Raw genomic sequence first — 19,624 nt, 5'->3', positions numbered from 1 at the left:
CCCGTCGTTCTACGACTCGACCCGGTTGCGGCCGCCGGCCTTGGCCCGGTACAGCGCCTGGTCGGCGCGCCGGACCGCGTCGTCGTACGAGGCGTCTTCGTCTGCGATGGTGGCGGCGCCGGCGCTGATCGTCACCCGGCCGACGGCGGGCGCCTCCGAGGCTTCGACGGCGGCGCGTATCTTTTCGGCGACCAGGACCGCGCCGTCCAGGCCGGTTCCGGGCAGCAGCAGCAGGAACTCCTCGCCGCCGTAGCGGGCGATGAAGTCGGTGGCGCGCGCCGATTGCCGCAGCAGCGCGGCGACATGCCGCAGGACCTGGTCGCCGGCGTCGTGGCCGTGGCCGTCGTTGACGCGCTTGAAATGGTCTATGTCCAGCATCAGCACCGAATAGGCGGCGCCGCTGCGCTGGAAGCGCAGCTGCTCGCGCTCCAGCTGCTCGGCGGCGGCCATCCGGTTGTTCAGTCCGGTCAGCGCGTCGCTGCGCGCCAGCTGTTCCAGCCGGGTCGCCTTGTGCGCCAGCGAGACGTTGGCTTCGCGCAATTCCTCGGTGCGCTCCTCCACCATCCGTTCCAGGCTCGCGTTGATGTCGGTCAGTTCCCGTTTGCGGGTCAGCAGCGTGGAGGTCATATTGCGCATCGCCTCGGACAGCTGCCGCAATTCCTGCGTGCCGGTATGCACGGTCCAGCCCGTGTCCTCGTCGCCGCCGCCTATCCGTTCGGCGATGCCGGCCAGCTGTTCCAGCGGGCGGCTGAAGGCGGCGGCCAGCCGGTAGACCGCGGCCATCAGCAGCAGCGAGGCGGCCAGGCCCAGCAGCATCAGCGCGGTGCGCAGCTGATTCAGCGCGGCCAGCGCCTGTTGCCGCGGCTGGCGGATGATCACGCGCCAGCTCAGCCCCTCTTCCTGGATTTGCGCCTCGCTGTACAGGTAGTCGCCGCCGTCGGGCCAGGCGCCGAGCCGGAACGACTGACCGGCGGTCAGCGGCGCCGGCGGCTTCACCCGGCCCACCGCCTCGAACGGCGACAGCATATTGTTGCCGGCATCGACGATGAAGGCCTGCAGGCCGCTCTGGCCCGCATTGTCCGGCAGCCGCCCGCGTATCGTCTCCACCACCCAGTCCCACAGCGCGTGGGTGGCCAGCACGCCGCGCAGTTTGCCGGCCTGGTCGTAGATCGGCGAGGCGAAGTCGACGAAACGCAGCGGCTCGCCGCCGGTCGTCGGCGACTTCATCAGCTTGGACAGCAGGACCGCCTGGTGGATGTCGCCGATGAATGGCGCATGCTGGCCATGGATGAACCAGGGCCGCTTGGCGGCGCTCTGGCCTTCCAGCATGCCGCCGGTGGCGGAGCGTATCTTGCCGCTGGTGTCGGTGACGCCTATCCAGGCGTAGTAGCGATAGGCGCGCTTGGTGCGCTCCAGGCTCTGTCGCAACTCGGGGCCGTCCAGCGGCGTGCGGACATAGGTCGGCGTCTGCGCCAGCAGGATCACTTCGCGGTGGCGCTCGTGCAGATTGTCGCCTATCGCCTTGGCGATGTTGCTGGCCAGGCTGTGCAGCGTTTCGCCCTGATCCTGCAGCATGCGGTCGGACAGCATGCGGTCCAGGCCCAGCGCGCCCAGCAGGGCGGAGAACAGGAACAGTCCGCCGAACAGGACGGCCAGCCGGAGTCGGAAGCTGCCGGGCCAGGCGATGCGGGAGAGCGACATATCGGGCGTTGTCCGAGTGGTGGGTGAACCGATTATATGTCCGGGGCGGGAAAAGCAAAAAGGCCAACCGCGGAGGTTGGCCTTTCTGGTATTGGTGGCGAATCAGGGACTCGAACCCCGGACCTGCGGATTATGATTCCGTCGCTCTAACCGACTGAGCTAATTCGCCGTGAGAACCCGCTTGCGCGCATTCTCGTCAAACTGTGGTGGCGAATCAGGGACTCGAACCCCGGACCTGCGGATTATGATTCCGTCGCTCTAACCGACTGAGCTAATTCGCCACGTTTTCGATGCGTTGCACCGAGTCGCGAACTATACGCAGCCGGATCGGACCTGTCAACTTCATTTTGCGCCCGCGTTCACAGCGTGTAACAGCGGTCTCCGCGGGCGAAGCCCAGCCAGTCTATCGAGACGCCGCGACCGAAGCCTATCGCCTTGAAGGTTTCGCCCATTTCCTGCGGCGACAGCAGCCGCTGCGCGGCCTTGGCCACCGGCAGATAGGTCTTGACGTCGTTCGGGTCGAACGCTTGCAGCAGCTCGACCAGGCCGCAGTTCAGCAGGAACTGGGCCTGGTTGGCATAGCCTATCAGGTCCAGGCCGGCGTCTATGCCGCTCTGGGCGACGGCGCTGAAGTCCACGTGGCAGGTCAGGTCCATCAGGCCGGGCAGGTAGAACGGGTCCTGCACCGTGTGGTGGCGGTAGTGGCCCAGCAGCGTGCCCATGCTGCGTTCCGGGTGGTAGTACTCGGAGGCGGCGTGGCCGTAATCTATCATCAGCACCGCGCCGCGGGTCAGCGCGCCGGCGACGCTGGCGATGAAGCCGCGGTTGGCGAGGCTGATCTCGGTTTCGTAGCGCGGGATGTCCGGTACCAGTCGCGCGGCCAACCCGGCCAGTTCGGCGTCGTCGAAGTCGCGGTCCTCGTAGCATAGGGCGCCGTCGCGCACCGTCACGCCGCGCCGGCGCAGCGCGCGGTCTTCGTCGCGGAACACCATCTCGCACGGCATCGCATCCAAAAGCTCGTTGCCGATGACGATGCCGTCCATCGCGTCCGGCATCCGCGACGCCCATTCGACCCGGTCCGCCAGGTGGGGCAGCGCGGCGCCGATATTCTCGCGCTGGCGTTCCATCAGGTCCGGCGACAGGTCCAGGATCACGTACTTCCGCGGCAGGCGGCCCAGCGCCTCCAGCTCGGCCAGCAGGTCTATCGCCAGCTTGCCGGTGCCGGCGCCGAATTCGTAGACGACGCCGGCCGTCTGCGGCAGCAGCTCGGCCAGCTGGCGCGCCAGCGCCCGGCCGAACAGCGGCGTCAACTCCGGCGCGGTGACGAAATCGCCGTCCTCGCCGAGCTTGCGGCTGCCGGCGGCGTAATATCCCATGCCGGGCGCGTATAATGCCAGTTCCATATAATGCGAAAACGGTATCCAGCCTCCGGCTTCGGCGATGGTCTGGCTGATGCGGCCGCACAGGGCCTGGCTGACGGCCAGCGCCTCGGGGCTGGCGGCGGGTAGGGTGGTCATGGCTGTCGTCCTGCTACAATGTGGCGCGATTGTGGTGCAAAGCGCCGCGCCCGTGAAGGGGCGACGGAATTCGATTCGAGGAAGCAATGCTAACAGAGCGACAAGAAGACGAGCGCGTGGCGCTGATTACCGGCGCGGCGCGTCGCGTCGGCGCCGGCATCGCCCGGCTGCTGCACGCGCGCGGCCTGCGGCTGGTTTTGCATTACCGCGGCTCGCGCGCCGACGCCGAAGCGCTGGCCGCGGAATTGAACGCGGCGCGGCCGGACAGCGTCAAGCTGGTCCGGGCCGATCTGCTGGACGCCGCCGCGCTGCCGGCGCTGGCGGAGTCGGCGCTGGCGGCCTTCGGCCGGCTGGACGGCCTGGTCAACAACGCCTCCAGCTTCTTTCCGACCGAGATCGGCCGGATAGACGAGGCGGCCTGGCACGATCTGATGGGCAGCAATCTGAAGGCGCCGCTGCTGTTGAGCCAGGCGCTGGCGCCGGAGCTGACGCGCCGCGGCGGCGCCATCGTCGGCATCGCCGACATCCACGCCGAGCGGCCGATGGCGCGCCACGTGGTGTACAACCTGGCCAAGGCCGGCCATGCCCAGCTGATACGCAGCCTGGCGATAGAGCTGGCGCCGGCGGTACGCGTCAACGGCGTGGCGCCGGGCGTCAATCTGTGGCCGGAGGACGCCGAGGAGTTCGGCCCGGACGCGCGGGCCAGGATAGAGGCGACGATACCGCTGCAGCGCACCGGCGTGCCGGAGGACATCGCCCGCGCGGTGGCTTTTCTGTTGCTGGACGCGAGCTATGTCACCGGCCAGATACTGGCGGTGGACGGCGGCCGCAGCATCGTGCTGTAGCCGGCGGAGGCAAAATCGCCGCCGACGTGGATTTCGGCGGCGGGAAACGGTAAAATCGCCTGTTTTTCAATTTCTTAGCCGTACCCCATGTCCGAACAGAACGCCGCGCTCGACGACAAGGCCAAGAAGGCCGCGTTTGAAGGCAACAAACTGGCCAAGCGCCTGCGCCACCACGTCGGTGACGCCATCAATGATTTCAACATGATCGAAGAAGGCGACCGGGTGATGGTCTGCCTGTCAGGCGGCAAGGACAGCTATACCCTGCTGGACATCCTGCTGGGCTTGCAGAAGTCGGCGCCGATCAATTTCTCCATCGTCGCCGTCAACCTGGACCAGAAGCAGCCGGGCTTCCCGGAGCACGTGCTGCCGCAGTACCTGGAATCGATCGGCGTCGAGTACCGCATCGTCGAGGAAGACACCTACTCCATCGTCAAGCGGCTGGTGCCCGAGGGCAAGACCACCTGCAGCCTGTGCTCGCGGCTGCGCCGCGGCATCCTGTACCGCGTCGCCGACGAGCTGGGCGCGACCAAGATCGCGCTGGGCCACCACCGCGACGACATCCTGCACACGCTGTTCCTGAACATGTTCTACGGCGGCAAGATGAAGGCGATGCCGCCGAAGCTGGTGTCCGACGACGGCCGCCACATGGTGATCCGCCCGCTGGCCTACTGCCGCGAGAAGGACATCATCCGCTACGCCGATTGGAAAGCCTTCCCTATCATCCCGTGCAATCTGTGCGGCTCGCAGCCCAATCTGCAGCGCCAGGTGGTCAAGGATATGGTCAACGACTGGGACAAGCGCTTCCCCGGCCGCGTCGAGAGCATGTTCCGCGCGCTGCAGAATGTCGTCCCGTCGCATCTGGCCGACACCAGGCTGTACGACTTCGCGTCCTTGAAGACCGGCGACGCGCCGTTCGACGGCGGCGACACCGCCTTCGACAAGGAAGCGTTCCGCGATCCGGCGCCGGATGCGGACGACGCGGCCGAGGCGGAGCCGAAGCGCACGATCAGCATACTCGACTCCCGCGCCAAGGAGACCGGCTGTGGCGCGTAGGGCCCTGCATCCGTTCCGCCGCCGCGTGCGGCCGGCGGTGGAGGCGATGCCGGAAGTGGAGATCTCGGAAGAGGGCAATATCCGCTCGCTGCACCTGGGTTCGGAGACGATACAGAGCTCGATGGACCTCGACGATCCGGCGGACCTGGTGCTCAGCTACAGCCGCGCGATGATGGGTTTTCTGCTGTGGAACGACAATCCGCAGCACATCCTGCAGATCGGCCTCGGCGGCGGCTCCTTCGCCCGCTTCATCGACGAGTACCTGCCGGACGCCGTCAGTGTCGCGGTGGACATCAATCCGCAGGTGATCGCGGTGGCGCGCGCCTTCTTCCAGCTGCCGGAGGAGGGCGATTTCTTCGAGATCGTCGAGGCCGACGGCGCCGACTACGTGAAGATCTTCCGCGGCTCGACCGACGCCATCCTGGTCGACGGCTTCGACGGCCTGCAGATCGTCGACGCGCTGACCACCGAGGATTTCTTCGAGGACTGCAAGCGCGCGCTGAGTCCGCAGGGGGTGTTCGTCACCAACTGGTGGAGCGGCGACAAGCGCTACCAGGCCTTCATCGAGCGCTTGTTGAACGTTTTCGAGGGGCGGGTGATCGAACTGCCTGCGGCCACCCACGGCAATGTCGCGGTGATCGCCTTCCGCCAGAGCCCGAAACTGACGCAGTGGGACGCGCTGAAGAAGCATGCCGACGAGCTGGAGGGACGCTTCGGGCTGGAGTTCGTCGAGTTCGTCAACCGGCTGAAGCAGACCAATCAGCATACCGCCGGACACCTGCTGGTTTGAGGCAGGTCGAATCCGTTGCGGATTCCGGCCGCCGGTTACGTTTGCTTACCCAAAAACCGGCGCGACGCGGCGTATAATGGCCAGTTATTCGTAGGCCAGTACGGACTACACGGGCGGCAGACGGGCGTCTGCCGCTCAAGCTTTTACATCCTGTTGGGACTTTCATCGTGATCAAGCAGCAACTGCTCAATCGTATCGCGGACAAATCCGCTGTGATCGGCATCGTGGGTCTGGGCTATGTCGGCCTGCCGCTGATGCTGCGTTTCGCCGAAGTCGGCTACAAGGTGCTGGGTTTCGACATCGACCAGGGCAAGGTCGACGCGCTGATGGCCGGCAACAGCTATATCGAGCACATCTCCGCCGACAGCATCGCCACCGCGCTGACCCGCGGCTTCGAGGCCACCACCGACTTCTCGCGCGCCGGCGAAGCCGACACGCTGATCCTGTGTGTGCCGACGCCGCTGAACAAGTACCGCGAGCCGGACCTCAGCTTCGTGCTGAACACCATAGACAGCCTGGTGCCCTATCTGCGCGCAGGCCATCTGGTGTCGCTGGAGTCCACCACCTATCCGGGCACCACCGACGAAGAGCTGCTGCCGCGGATGGAGTCCCGTGGCCTGAAGGTCGGCGACGACGCCTTCCTGGTGTTCTCGCCGGAGCGCGAAGATCCGGGCAACCCGAACTTCACCACCCGCACCATTCCGAAGGTGTGCGGCGGCGTCACCCCGGCCTGCCAGGAAATCGGCGTCGCGCTGTACAGCGCGGTGATCGACAAGGTGGTGCCGGTGTCGTCGACCCGCGCCGCCGAGATGACCAAGCTGCTGGAGAACATCCACCGCGCGGTGAATATCGGCCTGGTCAACGAGATGAAGATCGTCGCCGACAAGATGGGCATCGACATCCATGAGGTGATCCGCGCCGCGGCCACCAAGCCTTTCGGCTTCGTGCCCTACTATCCGGGTCCGGGCCTGGGCGGCCACTGCATTCCTATCGATCCGTTCTACCTGACCTGGAAGGCGCGCGAATACGGCGTCAACACCCGCTTCATCGAGCTGGCCGGCGAAGTGAACAGTAATATGCCCGATTGGGTGGTCGCCAAGGTGGCCGCCGCGCTGAACCTGCGCAAGAAGGCCATCAACGGCAGCCGCGTGCTGGTGCTGGGCATCGCCTACAAGAAGAACGTCGACGACATGCGCGAGAGCCCGTCGGTGTTCCTGATGGAGAAGCTGCGCGACCTGGGCGCCGAAGTGGCGTACAGCGATCCGCACGTGCCGGTGTTCCCGAAGATGCGCGAGCACAAGTTCGACCTGAAGAGCGTGCCGCTGAGCGCCGAGACCATCGCAAGCTACGACTGCGTGCTCTTGGCCACCGACCACGACAAGTTCGACTACGAGCTGATCAAGGCCAAGGCCCAGCTGATCGTCGACAGCCGCGGCAAGTACCTGGAGCCGGCCGAGCACATCGTCAAGGCATAGCGCGGCACGCAACGCCGGATGCGGCGTTGCGCCGGCTTGCCGTATCGCGCAGGCGCTTGCGCATCGCGCTTGCTTAGGGTGGGCAGATCGCCGCGGGCGAATCGATCGATTCGCGCCGCGCCGGATTTGCCCACGCGTTTTGAAGGAATCCGAGTCCGAACATGCACACCTTGCACCTGCCCCCGATCACCGATCGCAAGATCCGTTTCGCCCTGGTCGGCTGCGGCCGCATCGCCAACAACCACTTCGGCGCGCTGGAAAAGCACGCCGACCGCGCCGAGCTGGTCGACGTCTGCGACATCGACCCGGCCGCGCTGAAGGCCGCCGTCGAGCGCACCGGCGCCCGCGGCCACGCCAGCCTGAGCGATATGTTGACGCAGACCGACGCCGACATCGTCATCCTGACCACGCCGTCCGGCCTGCATCCGACCCAGAGCATCGAATGCTCCGAGGCCGGCTTCCACGTGATGACCGAGAAGCCGATGGCCACCCGCTGGGAAGACGGCCTGGAGATGGTGAAGGCCGCCGACAAGGCGAAGAAATACCTGTTCGTCGTCAAGCAGAACCGCCGCAACGACACCTTGCAGCTGTTGAAGCGCGCGATGCAGGAGAAGCGTTTCGGCCGCATCTACATGGTCAACGTCAACGTGTTCTGGACCCGCCCGCAGGAGTATTACGACGCGGCCGGCTGGCGCGGCACCTGGGAGTTCGACGGCGGCGCCTTCATGAACCAGGCCAGCCACTACGTCGACCTGCTGGACTGGCTGATCGGCCCGGTGGAGAGCGTGCAGGCCTACACCGCCACGCTGGCGCGCAATATCGAGGTGGAAGACACCGGCACCGTCAGCGTCAAGTGGCGCTCGGGCGCCTTGGGCAGCATGAACGTCACGATGCTGACCTATCCGAAGAACCTGGAAGGCAGCATCACCATCCTCGGCGAGAAGGGCTCGGTGCGCGTCGGCGGCATGGCCGTCAACGAGATTCAGCACTGGGAGTTCGCCGAGCCGCACGAGATGGACGAGGGCATCAAGGCGGCCAGCTACGCGACCACCAGCGTCTACGGCTTCGGCCACCCGCTGTACTACGACAACGTGATCAAGACCATGCGCGGCGAGGCGACGCCGGAGACCGACGGCCGCGAGGGCCTGAAGTCGCTGGAGCTGCTGATCGCGATGTATCTGTCGGCCCGCGACGGCCGTCGCGTCAGCCTGCCGCTCGATTATTGATGGTTTTCCGGCCGGCCTGTTTCCAGGCCGGCCTCGTTACGCAGATACACGTCAGATATGGCAGAAGACAAGAAAGAACCCTGGCTGAATTATCTGGCGCTGACCACCGTCATCCTGGCGGTGTGCGCCACGCTGTCGACCTTCAAGGGCGGCGGCTATTCCACCCGCAGCGTCATCGCCCAGTCGCAGGCGTCGGATCAATGGGCCTATTATCAGGCCAAGGGGATCAAGGGCAATCTGTACGAGATGGAGCGCGACCGGCTGCGGTTCGAGCTGGACAATCTGCCGGCCGGCGCGCCGGCGGCGCAGCGCCAGCGCTACCAGGCGGCGATAGCGCAGGCGGCGGCCCGCGCCGAGCGCTACGGCGCGGAGCGCAAGCAGATCGAGAAGACCGCGCGGGCGCTGGAGGACGAGCGCAACCAGGCGCAGCGGCAGGGCAAACCGTTCGGCATGGCGGTGATCTTCCTGCAGGTGGCCATCCTGGTGTCGTCGATCGCCGGCCTGTTCAAGCGCCAGCGCATCTGGTACGCCGCCTTGCCCATCGGCGCCCTCGGCCTCTTGTACTTCGCCGACGGCTTTTTCCTGTTTTTCTGAAGCAAAGGCTACCCAGCATGGAATACACCGTCCACCCCAGCGCCATCGTAGACGACGGCGCGACGATAGGCGCCGGCACCCGCGTCTGGCACTGGGTGCACATCTGCGGCGGGGCCAAGATCGGCAAGGGCTGCTCCTTCGGCCAGAACGTGTTCGTCGGCAACGACGTGCTGATCGGCGACAACGTCAAGGTGCAGAACAATGTGTCGATCTACGACGCGGTGACGCTGGAGGACGACGTGTTCTGCGGCCCGTCCATGGTGTTCACCAACGTCAACAATCCGCGCAGCCACGTCAACCGCAAGAACGAGTACCGCCGCACCGTGGTGAAGAAGGGGGCGTCGATAGGCGCCAACGCCACCATCGTCTGCGGCCACACGGTGGGTGAGTACGCCTTCATCGGCGCCGGTGCCGTGGTCACGCGCGACGTGCCGGCCTACGCGCTGATGGTCGGCGCGCCGGCCCGGCGGCTGGGCTGGATGTGCTCGTGCGGCGAACGGCTGTCCAATGACATCGGCACCCATTCCTGCCCGACCTGCGGCATTCATTACGAAGTCGGCGGCAATCACTGCACGCCGATAGGCAGCGGCGGATAAGCCGCCCGGCGCCTCTTGTCCCGGCGGTCTCGCCGCCGTCCGCGGTGCGCCGCCGCCGGGTGAATTTTTCAAAATATCGATTTGGGGTCCATCCTCTCATGTCCATCCAGTTCATTGATCTGAAAGCGCAGTACCAGCATCTGAAAGCCGATATCGACGCCCGCATCCACGCGGTGCTGGACCACGGCCAGTACATCATGGGGCCGGAGGTGAAGGAACTGGAGGACGGCCTGGCCGCCTACACCGGCGCCCGACACGCGATCGGCGTCTGCGACGGCACCAAGGCGCTGCTGATCGCGATGATGGCGCTGGGCATAGGCCCCGGCGACGAGGTGATCACCACGCCGTTCACCTTCATCGCCACCGGCGAGATGATCGCGCTATTGGGCGCCAAGCCGGTGTTCGTCGACATCGACCCGGTCAGCTACAACCTGGACCCGAACCGGCTGGAAGCGGCGATCACGGCCAGGACCCGCGCCATCATGCCGGTCAGCCTGTACGGCCAGGCGGCGGATTTCGCCGCGATCAACGCCATCGCCGACAAGCATGGCATTCCGGTGATAGAAGACGGCGCGCAGAGCTTCGGCGCCAGCCAGAACGGCAAGAAGTCCGGCAACCTGTCGACGATAGGCTGCACCAGCTTCTTCCCGAGCAAGCCCTTGGGCTGCTACGGCGACGGCGGGGCGGTGTTCACCAGCGACGACGCGCTGGCCAAGAAGATCCGCGAAATCCGCGTGCACGGCCAGGACCGCCGCTACCACCACCCCATCATCGGTCTGAACGGCCGCCTGGACACGATACAGGCCGCGGTGCTGCTGGCCAAGCTGCCCAGTTTTGCCGACGAGGTCGCCGCGCGCGAGCGCATCGGCGCCCGTTACAGCGAATTGTTGAAGGACGTGGCCCGCGTGCCGGTGATCGGCGCCGGCAACACCCACGTCTACGCGCAGTACACCATCGAGGTCGACGAACGCGAAGCGGTGCAGGCCCGGCTGAAGGAGCTGGGCGTGCCGACCGCCGTCCACTACCCGATCCCGCTGCACCTGCAGCCGGCCTTCGCCCACCTGGGCCTGGGCGAAGGCAGCTTCCCGTTGTCCGAGGCCGCCGGCCGCCGGGTGATGAGTCTGCCCATGCATCCTTTCCTGTCCGAATCCGCGCAAGACGAGATCGTCGCCGCGGTGAAGAAGGCACTGGGCTGACGGGATGGTGTCGTTGTCGTCGCTGCGCGTGCCCAAGAGCGGCTTCGTCCGCCACGTCATCACCCTGGTCACCGGCGCCGCCGTGGCCCAGGTGGTGCCGCTGTTGGCGTCGCCGCTGATCACGCGGCTGTACAACCCGCACGAGGTCGGCATCCAGACCGTCTACGTGTCGTGGATGTCGACGCTGGCGGTGCTGGCCACCGCCCGTTATGAAATGGCCATCGTGCTGCCGGCCGACGAGAAGCGCGCCAGCAACCTGATGGGCTTGTCCATGCTGTGCGCCGGCGCACTGGCCCTGCTGATCGCGCTGGTGGTGCTGATGGGCGGCCATTCGCACATCGCCTCCCACCTGGGGGCGCCGGAGCTGGAGCCTTGGCTGGCGCTGCTGCCGCTGTCGGTGCTGCTGGCCGGCCTGATGCAGGCCTGGACCAATTGGAACAACCGCCATCGCCGCTACCAGGCCAACGCCCACGGCCGGATGACGCAGTCCTTCGGCATCGCCGGCACCCAGGTGCTGGCCGGCTGGCTGGGCGCCGGCGCCGGCGGCCTGATTCTCGGCCAGCTGGCCGGGCAGGCGGCCTCGTTGCTGGCCCAGGCCTGGGCCGATCTCAAGGCCCGTTTCGCCTGGCGACGCGATGTCAGCCGCCAGGGCATGCGGGAAGCCGCCGCCGCCTATATCGAGTTTCCGCGCATCAACGCGCCCCACGCGCTGAGCACCGCCTTGCTGGACTCGGCGACGCTGGTGGCCCTGACGGTGCTGGCCGGCACCGCCGCCGTCGGCATGTATGGCCTGATGATGCGGGTGCTGAAGCTGCCGGCCGCCTTCATCGGCCAGGCGGTGGCGCAGGTCGCCTACCGCGAGCTGGCCGAGGCGCGCAATCTGGGCAAGCCCTTGCGGCCGATACTGCGCAAGATGATGCTGACGCTGTTCGGCATGGCGCTGTTTCCCTTCCTGGTGATCCAGATCTTCGGTGAACCGTTGTTCACGCTGGTGTTCGGCAACAGCTGGTCCGAGGCCGGCCGCTACGCCGAGGCGATGTCGCTGTTCATCCTGTTCCACTTCGTCGCCTCGCCGCTTGGCATGGTGCCGCCGGTGATCAACCGGCAGCGTTTCGCGTTTTTCCTGTCCCTGGTGCAGGCCGTGCTGTTCCTCGGATCGATGTGGTTGGGCTTCCATCTCTGGCAGGATGCGGTGGCCACCTTCCAACTGGTGTCGGTCGTGATGGCCGGCTATTTCCTTGCTTATTTCACCTGGCTTTATAGGGCGGCACGATGAATTGGAATGGATTGCTCAGCCGTATCCGTTTCCGGCTGTCGGCATGGGTGCGGCCGCGAATGGTATACGGCTTCCATCGCGGCGACGGCGTGTTCCTGAGGCGCACCCGCGTCTCCAACATGACGCGCATCGAACACATAGACAAGCTGATGGTCGACGACAATGTCTACATCGGCCACTTCAACCTGATCGACGCCTCCGGCGGGCTGTGCATAGGCGAGGGCTGCCAGATCACCAACTACGTGTCGCTGCTGACCCATTCCAGCCACGTGGCGATCAGGCTGTACGGCCGCGAATACCTGACGCGGAACAACCACGCCGGTTATCTGAAAAAGCCGACCCGGCTGGGGCCGTACAGCTTCGTCGGCCCGCACTCGGTGTTGATGCCCGGCGTGACGCTGGGCAAGGGCAGCGTGGTGTCGGCCTACAGCTTCGTGCCGGCCGGCGAATATCCGGATTTCGCCATCCTGGCCGGCAACCCGGCGCGGGTGGTCGGCGACACCCGGGACGGCGACGCCGAATGGCTGGCCCAGCATCCGGACCTGCATCCGCTGTACGAGGCCTGGGCGAATGACTGACAAGATCGCCCGCCTGCTGGTGGCGGGTTCGGCCTCCATCCATACCTGGCGCTTCCTGGCCGGCATCGCGCCGCATGTCGACGAACTGTACCTGGCCTGCAACGGCGAAGTGCCGGCCGAGCGGCGACCCGCCAATCTGAAGGGCGAGCTGCGCGTCGATTTCGGCCTGAAGGCGCTGTCCACCGCGGGCCGGCTGAAGGCCTGGATCGCCGATGTGCGGCCCGACGTCGTCCACGTCCACCAGGCCAACAGCGTGGCCTGGCACGCCCGGCGCGCGCTGGCCGGCTCGCCGGTACCGATGCTGCTGACCGCCTGGGGCTCGGACGTGCTGTTGCTGCCGGACCGCAGCCGGCTGATGCGCGCGATGGTGCGCGGCAATCTGAAGGCCGCCGCCGCGATCACGTCGGACTCGCTGTACATGGCGGCGAAAATCCGCGAGCTGGCCGGCGACTGCCGGATCGCGCTGCTCAATTACGGCATAGACGCGCTGCCGCCGGAGCCGGCGATAGAAGCGAAGAAGAAGCAGTTGCTGTCCTGCCGGCTGCACAAGCCGCTGTATCGAATAGACGCCATCCTCAAGGGTTGGGCCGAGGTGGAGAACAGCGGCCGTTTCGCCGACTGGAACCTGGTCGTCGCCGCCAGCGGCGGCGAGACCGAGAATCTGAAACGGCTGGCGGCCTCGCTGGGTCTGAAGCGCGTCGAATTCGCCGGTTTCGTCGACAGCGCCACGCTGGGCCGGCTGTACGAAGAATCGCGGGTCTTCGTCAGCGTGCCGCGCTCGGACGCCACCAGCATCAGCCTGCTGGAGGCGATGGGGCACGGCTGCCTGCCGCTGCTGTCCAATCTGCCGGCCAACGGCGAATGGGCGATAGACGGCCTGAACGGCGTGATCGCCGAGGATGTCGGCCGGCTGGGACCCGAGCTGTGCCGCGCGATGGCGCTGGCCGAAGACGACGCTGCCCTGCAGCGCACCGCCGAGATGAACCGCGGCCTGGTGGCGGCCAAGGCGCTGCACCGGGCCAATATGGCCGGTTTCGCCGACTTGATCGGCGAACTGGCCGCGCGAAAGGTTTGAACAGATGAAAATAGCCCACCTGACTTCCGCCCACCCGCGCCACGACATCCGCATCTTCGTCAAGGAGTGCTGCTCGCTGGCGGCGGCCGGCCATGAGGTGACGCTGATCGTCGCCGACGGCCAGGGCGAGGAGATACGGGGCGGCGTCCGCATACACGACGTCGGCCCGAAGACCGGCGGACGGCTGTCGCGGATGACAGGCACCGTCAAGCGCGTCTACCAGGCGGCTTTGAAGCTGCGGCCGGATGTGGTGCATTTCCACGATCCGGAGCTGATTCCCGCCGGCGTGCGCCTGAAGCAGGCCGGCATCAAGGTGGTGTACGACGTGCACGAGGACGTGCCGCGCCAGATCCTGGCCAAGCACTGGATACCGGGCGCCGTGCGCCCGCTGGTGTCCGGCGGCTTCGAGACGCTGGAGGACTGGGCCGCGCGCCGTTTCGACGCCGTCGTCACCTCGACGCCGCACATCCGCAAGCGTTTCGAAAAGCTGGGCGCCAGGGCGCTGGACGTCTGCAATTTCCCGATACTGGAAGAGCTGGTCCGCGACACGCCGTGGGAAAGCCGCCGCAACGAGGTCTGCTATATCGGCGGCATCAGCCGCATACGCGGCATCGAGCCCATCGTCGCCGCGCTGCCGGACACCTCGACCCGGCTGAATCTGGCCGGCCCATGGAGCGAGAGCGACCTCAGGGCCAAGGTGATGGCCGAGCCCGGCTGGGCGCGCGTCAACGATCTGGGCGTGCTGGACCGCAAGGGCGTGGCCGAGGTGCTGGCCAGAAGCAAGATCGGCCTGGTGACGCTGTTCCCGACGCCCAACTACGTCGACGCGCTGCCGATCAAGCTGTTCGAATACATGGCCGCCGGCATGCCGGTGATCGCCAGCGACTTCCCGGTCTGGCGCGAGATCGTGGCCGACGCCGGCTGCGGCGTGCTGGTCGATCCGCAGGATGCCGCCGCCATCGCCGCCGCCATCAACGCGCTGCTGGGAGACGAGGCGCGGATGCGCGAGCTCGGCGAAGCCGGCAAGCGGGCGGTGCTGGGCAAATACAGCTGGGCGGCCGAGGCCGACAAGCTGGTCGAGCTGTATCGCCAGTTGGAAGGAAGCGTCCGGTGAGACCGCGCGCCGTCCTGATTCCCCTGCTGCTGGTGCTGCTGGCCGCGCTGCTGCTGTTCCAGCTGAATCGATCCATGGCAGGCATCCCGGCCACGCCGCTGGCGGCGGTTGTCCATCTGGTGCTGGCCATGCTGTTGCTGCTGCCTCTGTGGTTGAACAAGGTCTGGCTGGGCAGGGTCGTGGCGCGCGATGGCTGGCCGACGTTGCGATCCCGAGGCAAATTGCGCTTCATCGTGATTTACGGCGTACTGGGCCGCGGTGTTCCGCTGACTCTGTTCGTGTTCGGCATGTCGTCGGTGGTACAAGGCAAGCCAGCGCTGGCAATGGGGCCTGCGCTGCTGTTCTGGCCTGTCCTCGGCGGCGTATTCGCCAACAGCCGGTGGAAGCAGCTGGCGAGCGAAGGCCGAGAGGAGGATAGATAGGTGTCCATCGGCATGGTTCGGAACGCGCTGCTGAAAGCTCAATGGCGATCGCTGGGCGGTGTGCCCACCTGGATAAGGACGCCGGCTATGGCCGGCCTGCTATGTCTGCTCCACTATCATTTGTATCCCGGCCTGCCAGGCGGAGAGTGGCCGGTTTACTGGCTGGCGATGATGTGGCTGATCGTTTCGTTGACGTCATTGAGGCGAATTCGCAACCGTCCGCTTGATTGCTGGCCGCGGTTCCGCAAGTGGCCGTCCTGGCGCTACGACGCCACCGTCGGCCTGTTTGGCTATTCGCAGCCGATCTGCGCCTTCCTGATCATCGACATTTCGACGCAGACAGGCCATATCATCCGAGACGGTCTGGCCGGCGTGCTGGCATTGTCGTTGGTTCTGGGCGGCTTGTTGGCGATCGGCGAATGGAAAAAAATGGAGAAGCGTTATTTGGACGCGGCTCCGGTGAATTGAAGAAATCGAATAAAGTGCGCATTCTCTACATCAACCACTACGCCGGCAGCCCGCGCCACGGCATGGAATTCCGCCCCTACTACCTGGCGCGGGAATGGGTGCAGGCCGGGCACGAAGTGAACATGCTGGCGGCCGACGTGTCGCACCTGCGCCAGACCCATCCGCAAGTCGACGGCAAGTACCGCGACGAGGACATCGACGGCATCCGCTACACCTGGTGCAGGACGCGGCCGTACAGCGGCAACGGCGTCGGCCGGGTACTGAACATCTTCAGCTTCCTCGCCCGCGTGATGGGCCTGTCGCGCCGCTATCTGAAGGAATGGAAGCCGGACGTGGTGATCGCCTCGTCGACTTATCCGCTGGACACGGTGCCGGCGGCCTGGATCGCCGGCAAGACCGGCGCCCGGCTGGTCTACGAGGTGCACGACCTGTGGCCGCTGACGCCGGTGGAGGTCGGCGGCATGTCGCCCAAGCACCCGTTCATCCGCCTGCTGCAATGGGCCGAGGATTTCGGCTACAGGCGCGCCGACACCGTGGTGTCGATGCTGCCCTGCGCCAGGGACTACATGATGGCGCACGGCATGGCGCCGGAGAAATACGCGGTGATTCCCAATGGCGTGGACGTGGGCGAATGGCAGGGCGAGGCGCTGCCGCTGTCGGCGGAGCACCGGATGCGGCTGGCGGAGCTCAAGTCGCATGGCCGCTTCATCGTCGGCTACGCCGGCGGCCACGGCCTGGCCAACGCGCTGGATTATCTGCTGGAAGCCGCGGCCTTGATGCGCGACGCGCCGGTGACTTTCGTGCTGGTCGGCGATGGTCCGGACAAGGCAGCGCTGGTGGCGCGCGCCGCGGAGCTGAAGCTGGACAACGTGATGTTCCTGCCGTCCATCGCCAAGCGTAGCGTGCCCGCCTTCCTGGCCGAGTGCGACGCGCTGTACATAGGCTGGCGCAAGCTGCCTATCTACCGCTTCGGCATCAATCCGAACAAGCTGTTCGATTACATGATGGCGGGCAAGCCGGTGATCCACTCGGTGGAGGCCGGCAACGATATGGTGAAGGACGCCGGCGCGGGCCTGAGCATAGGCGTGGAAGACCCGGCCGTGATCGCCGACGCGGTCAAGCGCATGGCGGTGCTGCCGCTGGCCGAGCGCGAGGCGATGGGCGCGGCCGGCAAGGCCTATGTGCTGGCCAACCACGATTACGCGGTGCTGGCGCGGCGCTTCCTCGCGGCGGTGCGACCGTAACCGCGGAGCGGAAGTCCGCTATGGTCGGGGCGGAGCGCTCCCCTTGGGCCGGCGTCCCGCCGGCGGACCGACGATTTTGAAAGCGGCGCGCGCGATGGCGCGCCGCGTGGAACATTGACGGCGGCCGACGATGGCCGCGCAAAGACGAGAGACCGAGAAATGAGCGAAACAAAGTTCCTGCCGTTCGCCTTGCCGGATATCGGCGAGGAAGAGATCAACGAAGTGGTCGACGCGCTGCGTTCCGGCTGGGTGACCACCGGTCCGAAGACCAAGCAGTTCGAGGCCGATTTCGCCGCCTTCCTCGGCGACGGCGTCGAGGCGATCGCGGTCAATTCGGCCACCGCCGGCCTGCACCTGGCGTTGGAGGCGATAGGCGTCAAGGACGGCGACGAGGTGATCGTGCCGTCCTACACCTTCACCGCCACCGCCGAAGTGGTGCGCTACCTCGGCGCGCACCCGGTCTGCGTCGACGTCGACGCGGCGACGTTCAACATCCGTCCGGACGCGATCCGCGCGGCGATCACCGACAAGACGAAGGCCATCATCCCGGTGCACTTCGCCGGTCTGGCCTGCGACATGGACGAGATCGTCGCCATCGCCCGCGAGCATGGCCTGAAGATCGTCGAGGACGCCGCCCACGCGATGCCCACCTATTACAAGGGCAGGCTGGTCGGCACGCTGGATTCCGACGTCACCGTGTTCAGCTTCTACGCCAACAAGACCATGACCACCGGAGAGGGCGGCATGGTGGTGTCGAAGAACAAGGACATCATCGCCCGCTGCAAGGTGATGCGCCTGCACGGCATCAGCCGCGACGCCTTCGACCGCTACGTGTCCAAGACGCCGGCCTGGTTCTACGAAGTGGTCGCGCCGGGCTACAAGTACAATATGCCGGACACCGCCGCGGCGATGGGCATCCATCAGCTGAAGAAGATCCGCGGCTTTTATGAAAAGCGCGAGATCATGGCGCGGCGCTTCGACCGCGAGCTGGCCGATCTGCCGCTGATCCTGCCGGCGCGTCCCAAGGACGAGGGCAGCAACCACGCCTGGCACCTGTACCCGGTGCGGATCAAGCCGGAGGCCGGGGTGTCGCGCGACGACTTCATCGCTCGGATGGCGGAGAAGGGCATCGGCTGCTCGGTGCACTTCATCCCGCTGCACCGCCAGCCGGTATGGCGCGACGGCTACCAGCTGACGCGCGAGCAATTCCCGGTGGCCGATGCCGCTTTCGAGGCCGAAGTGACGCTGCCGCTGTACACCCGGATGACCGACGACGACCAGAGCCGCGTGATCGCCGCGGTCCGCGAGATCCTGTCCGCATGAGCCAGCCGGGCGACAACAACGGCGACGCGCTGCTGCCGCCGTGCTGCCGGCCGCGCCGCCACGGCTCGCGCTTGTTGAAGCGCGCGTTCGACATCGTCGCTTCGTCGGCGGGCCTGGCCGCGCTGGCGCTGCCGCTCCTGGCTGTGGCGCTGTGGGTGAAGCTGGATTCGCCGGGGCCGGTGTTCTTCCGCCAGGTGCGGGTGGGGCGGGGCGGCACGCTGTTCCGCATCCACAAGTTCCGCACGATGCAGGTGGACACCGAGCGTCAGGGCCAGCTGACCGTCGGCGCCGACAGCCGGATCACCGGCGCCGGCCGGCTGCTGCGCAAGACCAAGCTGGACGAGTTGCCGCAGCTGATCGACGTGCTGTTCGGCGACATGAGCCTGGTCGGTCCACGGCCGGAGGTGCCGAAATACGTGGCGCACTACCCGGCCGAGGTGAAGGACGTGGTGCTGTCGGTGCGCCCCGGCATCACGGACTGGGCGTCGATCCGGATGATAGACGAGAACGAGATACTGGGCCGCGCCGCCGACCCGGAGCGCGCCTATATCGACGAGGTGCTGCCGGAGAAGCTGGGCTATTACGTCCGCTACGCCGAAACGCACAGCCTGTGGGAAGACATCCGCATCATCGTCGCCACCTTGATGAAGATCGTCAGCCGATGACCTTCTCCATCCGTGCCGCCGAATCCGCCGATGCCGACGCGCTGGCGGACATTTATCTGGCCTGCCGCCGCGAGATGCCGTATGCGCCGCTGGTCCACGCGGACGAGGCGGTACGGGCGTGGTTCGCCGACGCGCTGCTGCCGGCGGGCGGCGTCTGGCTGGCCGAGCGGGACGGCGAGATCTTCGGATTCGTCGCATCTTCGATGCAAGATGGCGTGTTGTGGCTGGACCAGCTTTATATTGAGGCCCGACGTCGGGGGGCCGGCGCGGGCCGCGCGCTGCTGGAGCGGGCGTTGTCCCGGCCGGCGCCTGCCTGTCGGCTGCACGTGTTCCAGGCCAACGAAGGGGCGCGCCGCTTCTACGAGGCGCAGGGGTTTGAACTGCAGAGCCTGGGCGACGGCCGCGATAACGAGGAATGCTGTCCGGACGCCGTGTACCAGCTGCTGCCGGATACGAAAGAATGACG

20 protein-coding genes and 2 tRNA genes are annotated in these 19,624 nt (G+C 66.5%); 18 read left to right on the top strand and 4 right to left on the bottom strand.

Going from position 1 to position 19,624, the window contains the following annotated elements; translation table 11 throughout:
• Positions 1 to 9: 9 nt before the first annotated feature.
• The 4 genes from WNM05_RS20950 to WNM05_RS20935 all read right to left on the bottom strand — a co-directional run bounded on the left by WNM05_RS20950 (position 10) and on the right by WNM05_RS20935 (position 3,218).
• Complete coding sequence (locus WNM05_RS20950) at positions 10 to 1,701, bottom strand: diguanylate cyclase (protein ID WP_434630628.1); 1,692 nt, start codon at positions 1,699 to 1,701, stop codon at positions 10 to 12.
• A gap of 92 nt (positions 1,702 to 1,793) precedes the next feature.
• Positions 1,794 to 1,870: transfer RNA gene (locus tag WNM05_RS20945), tRNA-Met, on the bottom strand.
• A 35-nt stretch (positions 1,871 to 1,905) separates the two neighbouring features.
• Positions 1,906 to 1,982: transfer RNA gene (locus WNM05_RS20940), tRNA-Met, on the bottom strand.
• Positions 1,983 to 2,060: 78 nt separating this feature from the next.
• Positions 2,061 to 3,218, bottom strand: a complete 1,158-nt coding sequence (locus WNM05_RS20935) for a class I SAM-dependent methyltransferase (protein WP_434630625.1) — start codon at positions 3,216 to 3,218, stop codon at positions 2,061 to 2,063.
• 86 nt (positions 3,219 to 3,304) lie between these two features.
• Between WNM05_RS20935 and WNM05_RS20930 the strand changes: the two genes are divergently transcribed.
• The 18 genes from WNM05_RS20930 to WNM05_RS20845 all read left to right on the top strand — a co-directional run bounded on the left by WNM05_RS20930 (position 3,305) and on the right by WNM05_RS20845 (position 19,622).
• A complete protein-coding gene (locus WNM05_RS20930) occupies positions 3,305 to 4,063 on the top strand; it encodes a pteridine reductase (RefSeq protein ID WP_434630622.1) in 759 nt (252 codons plus the stop codon).
• Between the two features lie 87 nt (positions 4,064 to 4,150).
• The gene (gene ttcA, locus WNM05_RS20925; protein ID WP_434630619.1) at positions 4,151 to 5,116 is read left to right on the top strand and encodes a tRNA 2-thiocytidine(32) synthetase TtcA; all 966 of its coding nucleotides are present in this window, start codon (positions 4,151 to 4,153) and stop codon (positions 5,114 to 5,116) included.
• A 46-nt stretch (positions 5,117 to 5,162) separates the two neighbouring features.
• Complete coding sequence (locus WNM05_RS20920; RefSeq protein ID WP_434635180.1) at positions 5,163 to 5,906, top strand: polyamine aminopropyltransferase; 744 nt, start codon at positions 5,163 to 5,165, stop codon at positions 5,904 to 5,906.
• A gap of 170 nt (positions 5,907 to 6,076) precedes the next feature.
• Positions 6,077 to 7,381 carry a nucleotide sugar dehydrogenase gene (locus WNM05_RS20915; RefSeq protein WP_434635179.1) on the top strand — a complete coding sequence of 435 codons (1,305 nt, stop codon included), beginning with the start codon at positions 6,077 to 6,079 and terminating at the stop codon, positions 7,379 to 7,381.
• A 161-nt stretch (positions 7,382 to 7,542) separates the two neighbouring features.
• The gene (locus WNM05_RS20910; protein ID WP_434630616.1) at positions 7,543 to 8,607 is read left to right on the top strand and encodes a Gfo/Idh/MocA family protein; all 1,065 of its coding nucleotides are present in this window, start codon (positions 7,543 to 7,545) and stop codon (positions 8,605 to 8,607) included.
• 57 nt (positions 8,608 to 8,664) lie between these two features.
• Complete coding sequence (locus tag WNM05_RS20905; RefSeq protein WP_434630613.1) at positions 8,665 to 9,201, top strand: DUF4337 domain-containing protein; 537 nt, start codon at positions 8,665 to 8,667, stop codon at positions 9,199 to 9,201.
• Between the two features lie 17 nt (positions 9,202 to 9,218).
• Positions 9,219 to 9,797: an acyltransferase gene (locus WNM05_RS20900; RefSeq protein WP_434630607.1), complete on the top strand. Its 579-nt coding sequence runs from the start codon at positions 9,219 to 9,221 to the stop codon at positions 9,795 to 9,797.
• Positions 9,798 to 9,895: 98 nt separating this feature from the next.
• The gene (locus tag WNM05_RS20895) at positions 9,896 to 10,993 is read left to right on the top strand and encodes a DegT/DnrJ/EryC1/StrS family aminotransferase (RefSeq protein ID WP_434630605.1); all 1,098 of its coding nucleotides are present in this window, start codon (positions 9,896 to 9,898) and stop codon (positions 10,991 to 10,993) included.
• Positions 10,994 to 11,006: 13 nt separating this feature from the next.
• Positions 11,007 to 12,269, top strand: a complete 1,263-nt coding sequence (locus WNM05_RS20890) for a lipopolysaccharide biosynthesis protein (RefSeq protein ID WP_434630603.1) — start codon at positions 11,007 to 11,009, stop codon at positions 12,267 to 12,269.
• Positions 12,266 to 12,847, top strand: a complete 582-nt coding sequence (locus WNM05_RS20885) for an acyltransferase (protein WP_434630600.1) — start codon at positions 12,266 to 12,268, stop codon at positions 12,845 to 12,847. The genes WNM05_RS20890 and WNM05_RS20885 overlap by 4 nt, the downstream gene beginning before the upstream one ends.
• A complete protein-coding gene (locus WNM05_RS20880; RefSeq protein ID WP_434630598.1) occupies positions 12,840 to 13,922 on the top strand; it encodes a glycosyltransferase family 4 protein in 1,083 nt (360 codons plus the stop codon). The genes WNM05_RS20885 and WNM05_RS20880 overlap by 8 nt, the downstream gene beginning before the upstream one ends.
• 4 nt (positions 13,923 to 13,926) lie before the next feature.
• Complete coding sequence (locus WNM05_RS20875) at positions 13,927 to 15,036, top strand: glycosyltransferase family 4 protein (protein WP_434630595.1); 1,110 nt, start codon at positions 13,927 to 13,929, stop codon at positions 15,034 to 15,036.
• On the top strand, positions 15,033 to 15,458 hold the full coding sequence (locus WNM05_RS20870) for a hypothetical protein (protein ID WP_434630592.1): 426 nt from the start codon (positions 15,033 to 15,035) through the stop codon (positions 15,456 to 15,458). The genes WNM05_RS20875 and WNM05_RS20870 overlap by 4 nt, the downstream gene beginning before the upstream one ends.
• Positions 15,459 to 15,926, top strand: a complete 468-nt coding sequence (locus tag WNM05_RS20865; RefSeq protein ID WP_434630590.1) for a hypothetical protein — start codon at positions 15,459 to 15,461, stop codon at positions 15,924 to 15,926.
• A gap of 14 nt (positions 15,927 to 15,940) precedes the next feature.
• Entirely contained in the window at positions 15,941 to 17,170 is a 1,230-nt protein-coding gene (locus tag WNM05_RS20860) for a glycosyltransferase family 4 protein (protein WP_434630587.1), read from the top strand.
• Between the two features lie 159 nt (positions 17,171 to 17,329).
• Positions 17,330 to 18,493 carry a DegT/DnrJ/EryC1/StrS family aminotransferase gene (locus WNM05_RS20855; RefSeq protein WP_434630585.1) on the top strand — a complete coding sequence of 388 codons (1,164 nt, stop codon included), beginning with the start codon at positions 17,330 to 17,332 and terminating at the stop codon, positions 18,491 to 18,493.
• Complete coding sequence (locus WNM05_RS20850; protein WP_434630582.1) at positions 18,490 to 19,158, top strand: sugar transferase; 669 nt, start codon at positions 18,490 to 18,492, stop codon at positions 19,156 to 19,158. Before WNM05_RS20855 ends, WNM05_RS20850 begins: the two co-directional genes overlap by 4 nt.
• Positions 19,155 to 19,622 (top strand): GNAT family N-acetyltransferase, encoded by a 468-nt coding sequence (locus WNM05_RS20845; protein ID WP_434630580.1) that lies wholly within the window; start codon positions 19,155 to 19,157, stop codon positions 19,620 to 19,622. The genes WNM05_RS20850 and WNM05_RS20845 overlap by 4 nt, the downstream gene beginning before the upstream one ends.
• Positions 19,623 to 19,624: the final 2 nt, after the last annotated feature.

The sequence above is a fragment of the Chromobacterium sp. CV08 genome, assembly GCF_051129845.1.
GTDB lineage: Bacteria > Pseudomonadota > Gammaproteobacteria > Burkholderiales > Chromobacteriaceae > Chromobacterium.
The sequence above is the reverse complement of the archived record's forward strand: the minus strand, read 5'-3'. Positions and strand labels throughout refer to the sequence as shown.